We start from the raw sequence: 16,683 nt of genomic DNA, 5'->3' as shown, positions 1-16,683 counted from the left end.
GACCAGGCCTGGTCGTTTTAGAATGCTTTAACTATAAAACTTACAAAGCTTTAGGTTTGACCTGAAAACATACTGTCCACATCAATAAGAACAATCACATCACCATTGTAATGTGCAATCCCTTGCAAGTATCGAGACGCTCCCTCTTTGGTCGCTGACATTGGTTCGAATTGGGATTCTGGAATATCTTTTACTTCCATCACACAATCGACCATCATTCCAACAATATTATCAGTATCCAGTTCGACAATGATAATACGTGATAAATCATCAACGGGTTTCGTCGGTAATCCATAGGTAAGACGGGTATCCACAACCGTGACAATGACGCCACGAACATTAATAACACCGAGTACACTAGGTGCGGAACCTTCCACTTTACGAATCGCACCGACTCTTAAAACTTCTCGAATTTTCTTAACATTGATTCCGTAGACTTCAGAATCTAAGTTAAACATCACGCAACGAATACTGGGACCAACATACTTTTCATCATCTTCATCCGTGATGACCCCGTCTAACAAATTATTAGTTGACTGCATATTCGATTCAGAGTCCATTTCTACTCTCCGTTTTAATATTGAAAGCGTTGAATCACGCCCGGTAAATCTAAGATCAAGGCAATGTTTCCGTTACCCGTAATGGTCGCCCCTGCATATCCTTCAAGATGCTTCATCATAACGCCTAACGGTTTAATGACAACTTCTTCCTGGCCGTTTACCTGCTCAACCACCAGACCGGCCCTTTGATTTCCGATCGAAACGATAATGACTTTATCGCCCTCATAGTTTTCTTTTACCTGGTCAGGCGCCAGCCAATCTGATAAGAATAGTAAAGGAATGCTTTTCTCTCGTAAGCGAACCATCATTTGACCGTCAATTCGATTGATCTGAGACGCATCATAATCAAATATTTCTTGCACGCTGGTCAAAGGGATTGCATAACTATCGTCTTCAAAAGAGACCATTAGTGTCGGCAATATTGCCAAAGTTAAAGGCACTCGTATTTTAATTTGTGTGCCTTCTCCTAAAACAGAGTTAATATCAATACTGCCGTTCAGCTTGGTAATCATGCTTTTAACCACGTCCATCCCGACACCACGTCCGGAAATATCACTGATCTGATCGGCTGTTGAAAACCCAGCGGACATGATTAATTCAAAAGCAGCCTTATCATCCAGCTGATTCGCTGAGACTTCATCCATCATGCCTTTTTCAACGGCTTTACGACGCAAAACATCAGGGTCCATTCCTTTACCATCATCTGTAATCGACAACAGAATATGATCCCCTTCCTGCTCGGCTGCTAGAATAACCGTACCTTTACGTGGTTTCCCGGCTTGCTCACGCACATCCGGCATCTCAACCCCGTGGTCAACCGAGTTTCGAACCAAATGAACAAGCGGATCCGCTAAGGCTTCCACTAAATTCTTATCTAAATCGGTTTCTTCCCCTTTCAGCTCAAGCTCAATTTCCTTCCCAAGTTTACGGGCAAGGTCTCGAACAACTCGAGGGAAACGCCCAAACACTTTTTTAACAGGCTGCATACGAGTTTTCATCACCGATGCTTGCAAATCGGTTGTCACATGATCCAAATTCCCCACAGCATTTGATAATGCCTCTTCTGGACCTTCACTCGACCTTAACGTCAGCAAGCGATTTCGAACGAGAACCAACTCCCCAACTAAATTCATAATTTCGTCGAGTCGTCGAGTATCAACGCGTACGGTCGACTCTGCCGTAGCTGCCTTAGCAGCTTCCGGCTTAGGTACTTCAGGCTTTGATTCTTTTTTAGGCGCTGGCGGAGGGGTTGGTTTAGCTGGCTCGGGAGCAGGTGGTGTTGGAGGCGCTGCTTCCTGAGGTTCTTGCATACCTTCCAACATATCTCTTTGATTTAAAAGTGCTTCAAACTCATCATCCGTAATATCACCATCAGGGTCCACATCATCTGGCAACGCTAATTTGACTTCTTCTGCGTCTGGCTCATTAGAATCCGAGCTGGTTAACGCGTCACGTTGATTTAACAGGGCTTCAAATTCATCATCTGAAATTTCACCATCAGGATCGACACCTTCCGGCAATTCCAACTTAGGATGAGCTACTGCTTCTTCTTGAGCAGGTTCAGAAGTATCTTGTGGAGCTGCACCCCCTTTCCAAAGTGCATCCAATTCGGACAACAATCCGTCATCAGCATCTTCCAGTTCACGGGCACCGTCGTTAAGCTGTTGAATATAATCGGAAATAGCATCAAAGGCGCGCATAATGACATCTGCAGCCGTTGAATCATATTCAACATCACCGTTTCGAATTTTATCGAACACATTTTCAGCACGATGACACACTTCAATTAACGGTGTGACGCCTAAAAACCCGGCTCCCCCTTTAATCGTGTGAAACCCTCTGAAAATGGCATTCAATAAATCCGAATCCGATGGAGAGTTTTCTAGTTCAACAAGCTGTTCATCAAGCTGTTCAACCAACTCTGACGCTTCGACTAAAAAGTCCTGTAAAATTTCCTCATCCACAATGTGAACCCTCTTAAAGCTTTATCGTGTGGCTGCAATGTGTCAAAAACCCACCACTCAAATCATCTATTTTTAACTGCTAAACATTAAGCAATGACCATGCCACCAAACAATCCACAAAAGCCTCTAAATCCCTAAATCTCCTAAAAGGTCATCCACCTCATCTTGAGAACTAACCGCATTCTGTTGACTGGATTTTGTCACATTAGGTCCAATTCCTTTCATTTCTTGTGCTTTACGTTCCTCTTCCGAATCGGAAGGATCGGGAATATCATCAATATGAATGCCTGATTTATCAATCAGTTCCATCAGACTCTGCTCAAGGCTGGTCACCAGCATGATGACACGGTTTAGCACTTGGCCGGTAAGATCTTGAAACGATTGAGCCATCATGATTTCAGTTACTTCGGATTGAGCTTTAGAGATTAACTCTTTCTGAGAATCATCTGTCGCTTGTGATTCCAACGTTTCCAATAAAGCGATGGCATTTTCTGCCGCTGACAGTGTTTTATTGCTTGCTTCTTCGGTCGTTTCAATTACATATTCTAATCGTTCTGTGGCATCCGGCAATCCATGTTTTGTATGCTGAAGCAACAAAGAATCTGTGCCAAACTGTTCTAATGTATCATGTAAATTTTGAGCAATTTGCTCAACTTGCTCCAATAAATTGTCATCTCTAGTCGCGATAATCTCATCCAAGGCTTGGGATGCTTTATCGTAATCTTCTTTTTCCATGGCCTTCAATAAAGTTTTTATTTGTTTTATTTTTATATTTTTCACAGTTCCCCCTCACTCAAAAAAAAAGCCTTATGCACTAGTAAGTGCATAAGGCTTTTTCAACTTCTTCTTATCAAAAACTTGCAAATCAAGCACCCGCTGCTTTTTTTCGCTCTTCAACACGCTCAAAAATCTTTTGAATTTTACCATTCAGTGTTGCTGCAGTGAACGGCTTAACAATGTAACCATCAACCCCAGCTTCAGCGGCCTCTAATATTTGGCTTCGCTTTGCTTCTGCCGTAATCAGCAAGAAAGGCGTTTCTTTCAGTTTTTCATCAGCTCTCACATGACGAAGTAAATCAATCCCTGTCATTTGCGGCATATTCCAATCACTGACAATAAAATCATACTTACCACTTTGAATCATCGGCCAGGCTGTTGACCCATCATCCGCTTCATCAAACTTGCTAAACCCTAACTCTTTCAATAGGTTTTTGACAATTCTTCTCATCGTCGAAAAATCATCCACTACCAAAATATTCATATCTCTATCGATTTGCATCTTTTTTCCTCAAATCTACTTTAAATCCAATCTCTAAGTCTTGATTTCAAACGTTTTATCGCTTGACTGTGAATCTGGCTCACACGAGACTCACTGACTTCTAAAACTTCACCAATTTCTTTTAAATTCAGCTCTTCATCATAATAAAGTGCCATTACCAGCTGTTCTTTCTCTGGCAAGTCTTTAATTTGTTCTGCCAACGCACCCTGAAAATCGGACTCTACCAATTCTGTAATAGGCGTTTTAATTGTCCCGACCATTCGGTCTTCTGCCAGCTCATCATGGTCTGGCTCGTCAATGGATAACAATTGCGCTGAATTGGTATCCTGAAGAATATGGTAATACTCTTCAAGCGAAACCTCCATGACCTCAGCAATTTCTTCATCACGAGCCTCACGTCCCTTTTCCGATTCCACTTTTAAAATCGCTTCAGACACTTCTCTGGACTTTCGATAAACCGATCGCGGCGTCCAGTCCCCTTTACGAATCTCATCCAGCATCGCCCCACGAATTCGGATTCCAGCATAGGTCTCAAAACTCGCACCTTGAGTCGCATCAAATTTTTGAGATGACTCAATCAGCCCTATAATGCCAGATTGAATGAGATCATCCACCATAACACTATCTGGTAATCGTCCTTTCAGGTGATAAGCAATGCGTTTTACTAAAGGCAAGAAAGCCTCTATATTCATTGCTGCACCCGATGTTTGTTTATGGACATTGGCGTAAGCTTCCGTGCCAGTCATAAAGAGTACATTCCCTATCTAGTCAGACGTTGTCTGAAATAAGCTTTCTACAAAAAACTGTAAATATCCCGTTACTCCGCTTGGAATGGGCCAGTCTTCAATTTTTTGTGCAACTTCTCGGAAGGCTTTTGCAGATTCACTCATTGGCTTCCCAATGGTAACAGGTGACTGTTTTTGAATCGCCTCTCTTAGATCATGGTCAAATGGAATGGTTCCTAAATAATCAATTGTAACATCTAAGAACTGTTCACAAACTTGGGAGAACTTATCATAAAGCATTCTACCGTGTTTCTCCGAACGCGCCATATTCGCAAGTAACTTAAAGTTAGTTAATTTATACTCACGACTTAAGACTTTAATCAAAGCATAGGCATCTGTCATTGAAGCAGGTTCGTCTGTAACCACTACCACCACTTCTTGTGACGCTCGACAAAAACTGACCACACTATCAGCAATCCCCGCAGCCGTATCGATAATTAAAACATCCAGAATTCCATCTAACTCAGAAAACGCGTTAATTATTCCAGCATTTTCCATCGGGGTCAATTGAGCCATTCTTTTTACACCCGAAGCAGCAGGAATGATTTTCAAGCCTCCCGGAGCATCCACCATGACTTCTCTTAATGTTTTTTCCCCATCCAGAACATGCGATAAATTATACTTGGTTTGCAGACCTAACATAATATCAACGTTTGCCAACCCCATATCAGCATCCATCAACAAAACGCGATTTCCCATTTTACTTAAGGAGACCCCTAAATTAACTGATACATTGGTTTTGCCAACGCCGCCTTTACCACTGGCAACGGCAATTACTCTGACAGGTTTTTTCTTACGCTCTGGTTTCACTTTTGATTCACCATTTTTATTGGTTTGCATTGCTCTTAATCCAGCTGCTTGATCATTGAGCATCTGAAATCTCCTTCCCCATTCCCATGCGGAATGCTTCATCTTCTTTTAAATGCTGGTTTTGATGCCCAAGTACCATTGCTTTATCCAGTAAATCTCTTGCTTTTACAGGCTCTAAGTCTTCTGGCACTCTTTGCCCTCCTGATAAATAAGATAACGGTAACTGGTTTTCAATCAATACCGTTAAAATATTGCCTAGTTGTAATGCTTCGTCAACTTTTGTCAATATGCAGCCCTTCAGCCCAACTTGTTCAAATGACCGCACAATATCTTTCATCACACTGAGCTGCGTTGCTGCAGACATCACCAAATAGTTCCGGATATGATTTAATCCTGCCTTCTGTTTGGTCAGCTGCTGTGTCAATAAAATATCTTTCTGACTGATACCAGCGGTATCAATCAAAATAAGCTTTTTAGTCGCTAAAGAACTTAACAGGCTATACATTTCACCTTCTGAGTTCACAACATGAACGGGCACGCCCATCAAGTCGGCAAATGTTTTCAATTGAGCCTGTGCGCCAATTTTGTAACAATCCGTTGTCACCAGTGCAATTTGGTTTGAACTGTTTCGCATCACAAAGCGACTGGCCATCTTGGCAATCGTCGTGGTTTTTCCCACACCGGTCGGTCCAACTAAAGCAACAATCCCACCGGATTCAATAATATCTTTTTCATCAACAGGTAACATGGCCTCAATCGAAGCCAAAACTTCTGACCAGGCCTGGTCGTTATTTGCATTAATATCCGACACTAATCGCTGAGCAAGATCCCAACCAATACCAAGCTTCACCAATCGTTTAATCAGGTGAATTTTATTTGGGTCCTGTGTTTCTGTCTGATTCCACGCCAAGCCTGAAAGCTGATTTTCTAACATCTGCTTAACGGCTTTCAGCTCATCCGCCATTTTGGCAATTTCAGTGTTGCTCTGTACCGCAGCACCGGCACTATATTGCATATCAGGCTCTGGCGACTGATAGCTTGAACGTGCCTGTCCCTGCGCAGGAACCTCTTCTTTAAACTGCTGCGCTTCAGGATCAATTGCCGCCACCACTTCGACGCCGTCATCCGTGTTACGGGTTGACATAATCACCGCATCGTCGCCCAATTCGTCTCTTACCAGGATCATTGCTTTTCGCATATTGGGCGCAAGATATCTTTTGAGCTTCATCTATCCCCCTTGCCCCACATTCGCGACCACACTGATGCGACGGTTTTCTGGCACTTCTGAATAGGCTAAAATATGCAAATTCGCTAAGCTAAACCTAAACAATCTTGCTAACTGCGCTCGAATCTGAGGCGCGACCAATAAAACCGCTGATTGTCCCGTCATTTCTACTTTCTGCGCTTCTTCTTTTAACGTCGTATGCAACCTTTCAGCTAACCCTGGCTCAATGGCCAATTGTCCCTCAGGTGCTCCTTGTGAAGCTTGAAGCAACAACTGTTCCAATCCTGGCTCTAATGTAATCACTTTCAATTCATCATTTGAACCGACAATCCCTTGAACAATAGACCGGCCTAATGCGGCTCGAACATGCATTGTTAACTCCATTGGGTCTTGAGTTGAGGACGCTCGCTCTGTCAATGTCTCTAAAATGGTTCGCAAGTCTCGAATAGACACTTTTTCCATTAACAAGTTTTGTAGCACTTTCACAACAACCGCTAAAGACATGCGATCAGGCACCAACTCATCCACCAATTTAGGTGAATTCTGCTTCAGCTTATCAAGTAGTTTTTGCGCCTCATCATGCCCCAATAGTTCAGAAGCATAGTCTTGAATGATTTGACTGATATGCGTAGCAACAACCGTACTGGAATCAACCACTGTGTAACCAAGTGCTTGTGCTTGTTCTCGATCAGACGGGTCAATCCAAACCGCGTCAAGACCAAACGTAGGATCTTTGGTCTGTGTCCCCGCTATTTCACCAAAAACTTGTCCAGGATTGATTGCCAATTCTTTATCGGAAAAAACTTCCCCTTCTCCCGATGCGACGCCCATCAGCATAATTTTATATTGATTGGGTTTTAAATCCAAATTATCACGAATATGGACAGGAGGCACCAAGAAACCTAGCTCTTGCGAGACTTTACGGCGCACCCCTTTGACCCGCTCAAGTAACTGACCATTTTGTGCTTGGTCAACCATTGGAATCAGACGATACCCTACTTCCAACCCTAACACATCGACAGCCTGAACATCGTCCCAACTCAGTTCTGGCGCACTGGTTTCTTCCTCCTCAGATTCCTCTGCTGAAACCGCTTCTGGGAGTGGGGTTTCCTGTTGTTTCTTATAAATTAAGTACGCCCCTCCACCTGCGATTGCCGCAAAAGATAAAAACGCTAAGTTTGGCATACCGGGAATCACACCGAATACTGCAACAATACCTGCTGTCATTCCCAGTGCTTTAGGATTGGCAAACATCTGCGTTTGCACTTGTTGCGTCATATCCTCTTTATCACCCGATACACGTGTGACAATAATGGCGGTAGCTGTTGATAAGAGTAAGGAAGGAATCTGAGCGACCAATCCATCCCCTAATGTTAAAAGGGTATAGACTTCAATCGCACTGGAAAAGGTCATATCATGCTGCCCCATCCCGATTGCAAACCCACCAATCAAGTTGATAAATAAGATTACAATACCGGCAACTGCATCCCCTCGGACAAACTTACTGGCACCGTCCATGGAACCATAGAAATCGGCTTCAGAAGTCACTTCTATTCGTCTAAGCTGCGCCTCTTCCTGTGTAATCAGGCCTGCATTTAAATCTGCATCAATAGCCATTTGCTTCCCAGGCATCGAGTCCAAGGTAAATCGTGCACTGACTTCTGCGACACGACCTGCCCCTTTCGTGATAACGACGAAGTTAATGACGACAAGAATTGCAAACACAACCAGCCCCACAGCGAAGTTCCCTCCAATTACGAACTCACCAAAGGCTTCGATAACATTACCGGCTGCACCAGGTCCACTATGTCCTTCCAATAAAATAACGCGAGTGGAGGCAATATTTAACGCTAATCTAAAAAGGGTGGCTAATAAGATGATGGTTGGAAAAACAGCGAAATCTAAAGGACGTTTGGCATATAACGTCACCATCAAAACGACAAGGGACAGCGCGATATTAAAAGTAAAAAAGACATCGAGTAAAAACGGAGGCAACGGCACAACCACCATTGCCAATAAGGCTAAAATGGCAATAGGAATCCCCAAACCATTTTTGAAAGATGTTTTTATTTGATTCAATATCTGATTAAAATCCATTCAAACTCAGCTTTTATTCACTTCCGCCTGGCACTTCATCGGTTTTCATTTCCTCTGGAATAGGAAGGTTGTCAAAATCTACACGATCGGCTCGTTTACCATCCCGTAACTGATATACATAAGCCAGTATCGCAGCTACCGCTCTAAATAATTCATACGGAATTGGACGATCAACTTCCGCATTATAGTATAAAGCACGCGCTAGAGGGGGAGCTTCTATTAACGGAATATTATGTTCTTTTGCTAAGGTCCTGATTTGGGCGGCCATAAAATCCGATCCCAGTGCTAAAACCATCGGTTCAGCCATTTCGTCAGGCGCATACTTCAATGCGACTGCAAAATGCGTTGGGTTCGTAATCACCACATCCGCCTCAGGCACTTTTTGCATCATCCGCTTTTGCGACATCTCTCTTTGAAGTTGTCGAATACGCCCTTTAACCTCAGGACTCCCTTCTTGCTGCTTATGCTCTTCCTTAACTTCCTGCTTGGTCATCTTAAGCTGTGTCACATGCTGATGAACCTGAAACGGAACATCAATGGCGGCAATCACTATTAAAGATAAGCTGACAAAAATAAACGCTTCCACAATCAACTGACCCGCATGCGCTAAAGCCTGCTTAGGTGGTTCTATTCCGATACTGATAATTTCTTCATAGGAATACCACAAAAAGAAACCTGCAACGACCGAAACCAATGTAAATTTCGCGAAGGCCTTAAATAACTCCATCAGCGCATTCATCGAAAACATTTTCTTAATCCCACTCACGGGATTTAACTTGCTGATTTTGGGTGCCAATGCTTGCGTGCTGAAATTCCATCCCCCTAACAACATAGGTGAAACAACAGCAATCAGAACCATCAGCAGCAAAAAAGGTACAATCATATAGATTGAGTGAACAACCAACCCCAAAATAAGGTTAGTCGCCATCTCGAAATCATAAGCATGAGAACGATCAAAACTTAACCCTTTAACGAATAGGGTTTCAAAGTCCTGCATCATTTGTGCGCCGAAAAAATACAAGAAGACCGCCGCCCCTAATGTCATCAACAGCGTTGTCAACTCCCTAGAACGAGGGACCTGCCCTTTTTCACGAGCTTCCCGAAGCTTTTTCTCGGAGGGTTCTTCGGATTTTTCTGTACCGTCTTCGTTTTCAGCCATACTTTAGAAAACCTATTCTAGGCAGCCGCCTAAAAATCCATTCATGAATTTAATTTCAACTGAGCCAACAACTCAACACTTGCTCTCATTAGAATTTGTAAGTTCGGATACAACAACGGCGTAATAAAGACCAACATAATCAAGCCCGCCAATAACGTAACCGGAAACCCGACTGCAAAAATATTTAACGCTGGTGCTGCCCTCGCCACGATCCCAAATGCGATATTGACTAAAAGCAAAGCCGTTACTAGAGGCAATGCAATCGTCACCCCTGATTCAAACATCTGGCTACCAAAGCCGTAAATCAACTTTAAACTGTCTTGCGTAAAAAAGTGCAATCCAATCGGCAAAGTTTCAAAACTTTGTAAAACAGCTTTAAAAACCAATACATGGCCATTCATCAACAAAAACAGCAACGTGGCTATAATCGTAAAATAGCGCCCAATGATGGGAGTATTCACCCCCGTCGCGGGGTCAACCATACTCGCCATTGCCAGCCCCATTGACATAGAAGCCAAATGCCCGGCTATAACAAAGGCTTGGAAAACAAGTGCAAAGATCAGCCCAATCGTTACCCCAATCCCCAGTTGCTGCACAATCAACAAAATACCATGCCAAGTAAATGGATCAACTGGTGGAGGCAACGTCATAGAAGGCGCAATGGCAAGCGTGATAAACACAGCAACCAACAATCGAACATTTATCGGGACATAACTACCCGATAAAATCGGAACCATTAATAGCATGCCGCTAATACGGATAAAAGGCCAAAAATAAAGCCCCAACAATTGAAGAAACTCCGTATAGCTAAAGCTCATACACTCCGTCCGTCAATAACGTTTATAGACACTGAAAATAGGCTTTAACCGATAAAGGCCGGAATATTTTCAATCAACTCTCGTGAAAAAGAGATTAATGTCGTTAGCATCCAAGGCCCTGCCAAGACCAAAACAAGCCCAACTACAGCAACTTTTGGAATAAAACTCAAGGTCATTTCGTTAATCTGAGTAGCGGCCTGAAACATACCGACCAGTAACCCAACCGCCAAAGCCGGCAACAACAAAGGGGCTGCTAACATAGCAACCACTTCTAACATTTTTTGACCAATCGTCAATACAAATTCGGGTGTCATCAGATACTTCCCCCTGATACAACAAAGCTATTAGCGAGCGTTCCCATAATCAAAGCCCAGCCATCAATCAGCACAAACAGCATAATCTTGAATGGCAATGAGATAATCATCGGCGACAACATCATCATCCCCATCGACATCAATAGGGTCGCCACCACCAAATCAATAATTAAAAATGGGATAAAAATCATAAACCCAATCTGGAAAGCCGTTTTCAATTCACTGGTCATGTAGGCCGGAATCAAAACCTTAAAAGGAACCGATTGAGGATCCGTCAACTGAATGTCAGCCATTTCGGCAAACATCCCTAAATCATCAGCTCGGGTCTGTTGAATCATAAACTGGTGGACAGGGGTTTTCGCGATATCAATGGCTTCTTTAAACTTAATTTGTTCCTCTAAATAAGGACTGACTGCCGTGTCATAAATTTTATCCAACACCGGAGACATAATAAATAAGGTTAAAAACAAGGCCAAACCTATCAGAACCTGATTGGATGGTGTCTGCATGGTTCCCAAAGCTTGGCGGAGTAACGCCAACACCACCACAATTCGCAGAAATGACGTCATGGCAATCAGCGCTGCCGGCAACAGGGTCAACCCCGTCATCAACAACAATATCTGCATGGTGAGGGTATAGTCTTGATTCCCTGACGCATCCGTTTCTACAGTAAAGGCAGGAATCCCCGGTTCAGAAAAAGCCAAAATAGGAAAAAGTAAAAGACCAATGCCAAACAAGGAGTGAAGGTATTTTTTCATTTATTACATGCCTTAAGAACTTTCTTTTCTATTCAACGCTTCTTGTAAACGTTTTGCAAAAGCGTTTCCGACAGGTTGTGTTTCTTCAACCTCAACCCGCTCTTCAAGTTCATGAAGCAAAGAAACACGGCTTGCGGTCACACCAATCAATAACTGTTTTTGACCAACTTCCATCAATACCACTCGCTCTCGCTGCCCTAGGCTCATAACCCCTAACACTTTCATTTGAGAACCTGCCAAACCGTTAATTCTGCCAAAGCGTTTCAATAACCACGCCGCAGCAAAAATTATCAGCAATATAAAAATAAGTGACAGGGAAATTTGGGTGATATAACTACTCGGTTCAAGCGTAGAGGAAAGAGGTTGCGTTTCAGCGGTTGCTGAAAAAACAGAAAAATTAGCCCCTAAAAGAGCAAAAAACAACCAGGCCTGGAAGATTTTATGATGTAAATATTTCATACCTTCAATTGTAAAGGATAACGCCCTAAAGTGTAAGAAATTTCACGAAGCCTTTTATTCGCACCAGGCATCCTTTCTAACAGAGGTTAAGCGTGATTTTCAGCAATGACAAAAGCCACTGCGTAATGGACTTCATCGCTGATACTGATGGACCAAGAATTGATTCCCAATTGCTGGGCGATATCTGCTGTTTTTCCCGTCAACTCAACAAGTGGCTGACCTTGGTCTGTATGAGTGATCATCATATCGGTAAAGGACACCCCTTGCGTAAACCCTGTCCCCAGTGCCTTAGAAATGGCTTCTTTTGCCGCCCATCGCTTGGCTAAAAATTTTTCAGGTTGTGCATGCTGTTCAAAGCACTCCAGTTCGCTTTGTACCAGAATGCGCTTTGCAAACACCTCATTTCTTTTCGCCATCAAAGCAGCTATTCTAGCGATTTCGACAAGGTCTGTTCCGATACCGACAATCATATTCCTATCCCAGATACGCCTGTTGACGAGCCTCGATCATCAAGCGCTTCATCTCTGAAACTGCTCCAGGCAACCCGGAAAAAATAGCTTGCGCGATAATCGCGTGCCCAATATTAAGCTCTTCGATCTCTTTAATCGCCGCAATAGCTTGAACATTATGGTAATGCAGACCATGCCCGGCGTTAACTGTCAGCCCTAAGGAAACAGCTAAATCAGTGGCTTTACGAATCCGATCCAGTTCCATGTTGATTGCGACAGGATCCGTGAGTTCGGCATAGGTCCCTGTGTGAATCTCAATCACAGGCGCACCGACCTCTTTCGCCGCATAAATTTGATCATCATCCGCATCAATAAACAAGGAAACACGTGTTTTATTGTCTGCTAACTGCGCGCAGTAATCCGTCAACCAGGCTTTCTGGGAAACCACATCCAAGCCGCCTTCAGTAGTCAACTCTTCTCGCTTTTCAGGAACCAGGCAGACATCTTCCGGTTGACACTTTAAAGCAATTTCCAGCATTTCTTGCGTCGCTGCCATTTCCAAATTGACTTTCGTCTGGCGCAGTTCAGACAAGCGATAAACGTCCGCATCCTGAATATGTCTACGATCTTCACGTAAGTGCAAGGTAATACTGTCCGCTCCTGCCATTTCTGCATCTAGAGCCGCCTTAATCGGATCTGGATAACGCGTGCCTCTGGCCTGGCGTAATGTAGCAACATGATCAATATTTAAACCTAAAAAAATAGGATTCATAGTTTTTCCTTCGTACTGATGCATAAACCCAATAGGTTTATTACATTATGATTGAAACAATGATCGGGTCTGAATAGGCTTTTGCCCTAAGTATGGTGTGAGAACATATCGAAACAACCGCTTCCATTCAGTCAAACATGATTCACAATACGTTTTTTGTGCGAACAACAACAGACATTGGCCCGAAATAACAACGCCCTGATTTTGATCCAACGAGATTTGAGAAAAAGGCTCCGGGAAGAGACCTAACTCTAAATGAAAAAGGTATTTTTTGTCGGCCTGAATTGGTTGCTGATAATAATCGACTTCCGTCTGAAACGCATATCCTAACTCTGACAACAAAGCAAACTCAAACTGCCTTAAAACCCAAGCTTGCTGGTAACGATCTTCAGCAAGCGCCAAATCATAAAGTGCCTGCTGATACTCTTCAAACAGTCCGGTTACCTCCAAGGAAGGGTACAATAACCGATACAACAGTTCATTTAGGTACAGACCACAAATACTGCCCTCGCCCCCCAATGGAAAGCGAACATGATTTGGTTCTAACTGTCTTAGGGAAACCAAATCCGATGAATGATTGGTTTTTTCTCGCCAACTGATATTCAAACCTTGAAAAGGTTGTAACCAAGCTTGTTTGGCCCGAGCTGTTTTACTGCTTGAACGTACCCCTTTAATCACCGCATTCTGTTTACCATAGTCAGGGGTAAAAAAAGTGACCAGTAGACTCGTTTCACGATAAGGACGACGATGTAACACAAAAGCCTGTTGTTCGATATCTGTCGCCAAGTCGCTCTCCTACTCAGTACTGGCTTCGAGATGATTAACGGTGATCTTCGGTATATCCTAAGCTTGCCAAAGCGCGTTCATCATCTGACCAATTTTCCTTCACCTTGACCCACAACTCAAGATGCACTCGGCTATCCAATAAGTGCATCAAGTCTTTTCTGGCCTGAATCCCCATTTGTTTGATTTGCTCACCTTTCTTCCCAATCACAATTTGTTTTTGACCAGGTCTTTCCACCAAAATCAAGGCATTGATATGCCAACGATTTTCTTCTTCGTCAAATTTAAACTGTTCGATCTCAACTGTCGCTCCATAAGGCACTTCATCACCCAAGGTACGCATCAATTTCTCACGTACAATTTCTGATGCCAAAAAACGTGTCGATCGATCAGTGATATAGTCTTCAGGAAAAATAGCAGGCTGCTCAGGTATATGCTTTAGAATTTCTGTTTCAATGGCATCAAATCCAGATTTGGTATAGGCTGAAACCGGAATCAATGCTTCAAAAGGCACTTTTTCTCCCACTTTTTGTAGAAAAGGAAACAATTCTTCTTTCTGCTTGAACTTATCAATTTTATTGACCAGCACAATCACAGGAACATCTAAGTTTTGACACTTATCCGCGACGGCTTGATCTTCTTTTGACCATCGTCCTGCCTCTACAACAAATAAAACAGCATCAACGTCCCCAAAAGCACTGTTAGCCGCTCTGTTCATATAACGATTAATTGACTTTGAAGCTCCCAAATGCATGCCCGGTGTATCCACAAATACAATTTGAAAGTGCTCTGTCGTATGAATGCCATGAATTCGATGGCGTGTGGTTTGCGGCTTGGGTGACGTAATACTTAATTTTTGCCCCAACAATCCATTCATGATGGTCGACTTACCGACATTTGGACGCCCAATAACCGCCACAAAACCTGCATGATAAGGCGAGCTCATAGCCGTATTTTCTGGAGTGTTTATTTCTTCAGTCATGATGATTGTTCTCCAAAATATCTAAGGCTTCTTGAGCAGCGACTTGTTCAGCTTTTCTACGATTTGTCGCTGTGGCTTCAAATTTTCTATTTAATTTTGCCACATAACACGACACAGTAAACTCTTGTGCATGTGCCGGACCATTCACCGTCATCACACTGTACTCAGGCAGTTGTTCACGATTTGACTGCAAGAACTCTTGTAATCGTGTTTTTGGATCTTTTCCAATTTTAGAGGGGTCTAATTCTTTCAATCGATTTTCATAAAGGCGCATTACAAAAGCACGGCAAGCATCTAACCCACCATCTTCGTAAACAGACGCAATAATCGCTTCAACGGTATCGGCAATGATCGATTCACGGCGATAACCGCCACTCTTCAACTCGCCAGGTCCTAGCATCAAATAATCAGATAACTGATACTCTTTTCCAATTTTAGCCAATGTCTCACCTTTAACTAAAAAAGCTCGAATTCGACTTAAATCTCCTTCTGAAATCTTATGAAATTGGTGGAATAATGCATCTGCAATCATAAAGTTAACCAGGCTGTCTCCTAGAAATTCTAGTCGCTCGTTATTCTTGGCTCCCATACTTCTATGCGTCAAAGCTCTTTGCAGAAACTCAATATTCTTATATTGATAACCTAATGATTTAGAAAGCCGATTAAGCTTGGCCTGCTTTTCCACTTCAGACATCTTATTCGATTCCCTTTCCAATACGGTCAAATTGAATACCATCATCCCAATTCATCCATATCCCAAAAGCTTTCCCTTTAAGATTTTTTTCAGGTACAAACCCCCAAAAACGACTGTCATTACTGTGATCTCGATTATCGCCCATCATGAAATAATGACCTTCAGGCACCACGACAGTATTCATATCCTGGCTGGTTTTTTCTCGATCAGATAAAATCAGATGCGAAGCATCTCCTAAATTTTCTTGCATTAAAGAAGCGCCATTCATTACTTTACCGGACCCTTCTCCTTGGTATTCACTCAAAAAAGTTTGCTTAGCAGGCTTTCCGTTAATGAAAACCGTTCTACCGATATACGTAATTTCATCTCCAGGCAATCCAACGACTCTTTTAATATAGTCCACATCAGGATCTTTAGGATATTTAAAAACCACGACATCCCCGCGTTTAGGCTCGCCAATCGGTAAAATCTTCGTTTGCGTTACAGGTAACTTAATGCCGTAAGCAAATTTATTCACGACAATAAAATCGCCAATCTCTAACGTTGGGTACATCGAACCAGAAGGGATTCTAAAAGGTTCGATCACAAAAGAACGAAGTACTAGAACAATTAAAAAAACAGGAAATAAGGAACGCGAATACTCAACAAGAATCGGTTCTTTTTCGGTTGTAACCGAGCGCTCTCTTTTTGGACGCCAAACGGTTCGATCTACATAAACGACAACACCTGTAATGGCCGTGATAATAACTAAAATTAACTCAAAACTCATTGGGAT

The 16,683-nt window shown here is 42.8% G+C and carries 19 protein-coding genes; all 19 read right to left on the bottom strand.

The features are described 5' to 3' along the window. Positions 1-50: 50 nt before the first annotated feature. The 19 genes from GHNINEIG_RS03710 to lepB all read right to left on the bottom strand — a co-directional run bounded on the left by GHNINEIG_RS03710 (position 51) and on the right by lepB (position 16,677). On the bottom strand, positions 51-560 hold the full coding sequence (locus GHNINEIG_RS03710; RefSeq protein WP_135795395.1) for a chemotaxis protein CheW: 510 nt from the start codon (positions 558-560) through the stop codon (positions 51-53). Positions 561-574: 14 nt separating this feature from the next. Continuing rightward, positions 575-2,524: a chemotaxis protein CheA gene (locus tag GHNINEIG_RS03705; protein ID WP_135795394.1), complete on the bottom strand. Its 1,950-nt coding sequence runs from the start codon at positions 2,522-2,524 to the stop codon at positions 575-577. A 126-nt stretch (positions 2,525-2,650) separates the two neighbouring features. After that, positions 2,651-3,304, bottom strand: coding sequence for a protein phosphatase CheZ (locus GHNINEIG_RS03700; protein WP_135795393.1), 654 nt, complete (start codon positions 3,302-3,304; stop codon positions 2,651-2,653). An 85-nt stretch (positions 3,305-3,389) separates the two neighbouring features. Then, positions 3,390-3,803, bottom strand: coding sequence for a chemotaxis response regulator CheY (locus tag GHNINEIG_RS03695; RefSeq protein WP_011370171.1), 414 nt, complete (start codon positions 3,801-3,803; stop codon positions 3,390-3,392). Positions 3,804-3,823: 20 nt separating this feature from the next. After that, positions 3,824-4,549 (bottom strand): RNA polymerase sigma factor FliA, encoded by a 726-nt coding sequence (locus tag GHNINEIG_RS03690; RefSeq protein WP_135795392.1) that lies wholly within the window; start codon positions 4,547-4,549, stop codon positions 3,824-3,826. A gap of 18 nt (positions 4,550-4,567) precedes the next feature. Beyond that, on the bottom strand, positions 4,568-5,461 hold the full coding sequence (locus GHNINEIG_RS03685; protein WP_135795391.1) for a MinD/ParA family protein: 894 nt from the start codon (positions 5,459-5,461) through the stop codon (positions 4,568-4,570). Beyond that, positions 5,451-6,626, bottom strand: a complete 1,176-nt coding sequence (gene flhF, locus GHNINEIG_RS03680; RefSeq protein ID WP_135795390.1) for a flagellar biosynthesis protein FlhF — start codon at positions 6,624-6,626, stop codon at positions 5,451-5,453. Before flhF ends, GHNINEIG_RS03685 begins: the two co-directional genes overlap by 11 nt. Further along, entirely contained in the window at positions 6,627-8,720 is a 2,094-nt protein-coding gene (flhA, locus tag GHNINEIG_RS03675; protein ID WP_135795389.1) for a flagellar biosynthesis protein FlhA, read from the bottom strand. It lies immediately after the preceding gene. A gap of 13 nt (positions 8,721-8,733) precedes the next feature. After that, positions 8,734-9,879: a flagellar biosynthesis protein FlhB gene (gene flhB, locus GHNINEIG_RS03670; RefSeq protein WP_135795388.1), complete on the bottom strand. Its 1,146-nt coding sequence runs from the start codon at positions 9,877-9,879 to the stop codon at positions 8,734-8,736. A 41-nt stretch (positions 9,880-9,920) separates the two neighbouring features. Next, the gene (gene fliR, locus GHNINEIG_RS03665) at positions 9,921-10,697 is read right to left on the bottom strand and encodes a flagellar biosynthetic protein FliR (RefSeq protein ID WP_189636922.1); all 777 of its coding nucleotides are present in this window, start codon (positions 10,695-10,697) and stop codon (positions 9,921-9,923) included. 44 nt (positions 10,698-10,741) lie between these two features. Further along, positions 10,742-11,011 (bottom strand): flagellar biosynthesis protein FliQ, encoded by a 270-nt coding sequence (gene fliQ / locus GHNINEIG_RS03660; RefSeq protein ID WP_135795387.1) that lies wholly within the window; start codon positions 11,009-11,011, stop codon positions 10,742-10,744. Further along, a complete protein-coding gene (gene fliP / locus GHNINEIG_RS03655; protein ID WP_135795386.1) occupies positions 11,011-11,769 on the bottom strand; it encodes a flagellar type III secretion system pore protein FliP in 759 nt (252 codons plus the stop codon). Before fliP ends, fliQ begins: the two co-directional genes overlap by 1 nt. A gap of 12 nt (positions 11,770-11,781) precedes the next feature. Further along, a complete protein-coding gene (gene fliO, locus GHNINEIG_RS03650) occupies positions 11,782-12,228 on the bottom strand; it encodes a flagellar biosynthetic protein FliO (RefSeq protein ID WP_135795385.1) in 447 nt (148 codons plus the stop codon). 86 nt (positions 12,229-12,314) lie between these two features. Further along, the gene (gene acpS / locus GHNINEIG_RS03645; RefSeq protein WP_135795384.1) at positions 12,315-12,698 is read right to left on the bottom strand and encodes a holo-ACP synthase; all 384 of its coding nucleotides are present in this window, start codon (positions 12,696-12,698) and stop codon (positions 12,315-12,317) included. A 4-nt stretch (positions 12,699-12,702) separates the two neighbouring features. After that, positions 12,703-13,449 (bottom strand): pyridoxine 5'-phosphate synthase, encoded by a 747-nt coding sequence (gene pdxJ / locus GHNINEIG_RS03640; protein ID WP_135795383.1) that lies wholly within the window; start codon positions 13,447-13,449, stop codon positions 12,703-12,705. A 45-nt stretch (positions 13,450-13,494) separates the two neighbouring features. Then, on the bottom strand, positions 13,495-14,235 hold the full coding sequence (recO, locus tag GHNINEIG_RS03635) for a DNA repair protein RecO (protein WP_135795382.1): 741 nt from the start codon (positions 14,233-14,235) through the stop codon (positions 13,495-13,497). A gap of 34 nt (positions 14,236-14,269) precedes the next feature. Continuing rightward, on the bottom strand, positions 14,270-15,214 hold the full coding sequence (gene era, locus GHNINEIG_RS03630; RefSeq protein ID WP_223260929.1) for a GTPase Era: 945 nt from the start codon (positions 15,212-15,214) through the stop codon (positions 14,270-14,272). Continuing rightward, the gene (rnc, locus tag GHNINEIG_RS03625; protein ID WP_135796818.1) at positions 15,207-15,908 is read right to left on the bottom strand and encodes a ribonuclease III; all 702 of its coding nucleotides are present in this window, start codon (positions 15,906-15,908) and stop codon (positions 15,207-15,209) included. Before rnc ends, era begins: the two co-directional genes overlap by 8 nt. 1 nt (position 15,909) lies before the next feature. Continuing rightward, on the bottom strand, positions 15,910-16,677 hold the full coding sequence (gene lepB / locus GHNINEIG_RS03620) for a signal peptidase I (RefSeq protein WP_135795381.1): 768 nt from the start codon (positions 16,675-16,677) through the stop codon (positions 15,910-15,912). Positions 16,678-16,683 lie beyond the last annotated feature (6 nt).

It is taken from the genome of Hydrogenovibrio crunogenus (genome assembly GCF_004786015.1).
GTDB classification, from domain to species: Bacteria; Pseudomonadota; Gammaproteobacteria; order Thiomicrospirales; family Thiomicrospiraceae; genus Hydrogenovibrio; species Hydrogenovibrio crunogenus.
Note: the sequence above shows the minus strand (reverse complement) of the source record. Positions and strands in the feature narration are given on the sequence as shown.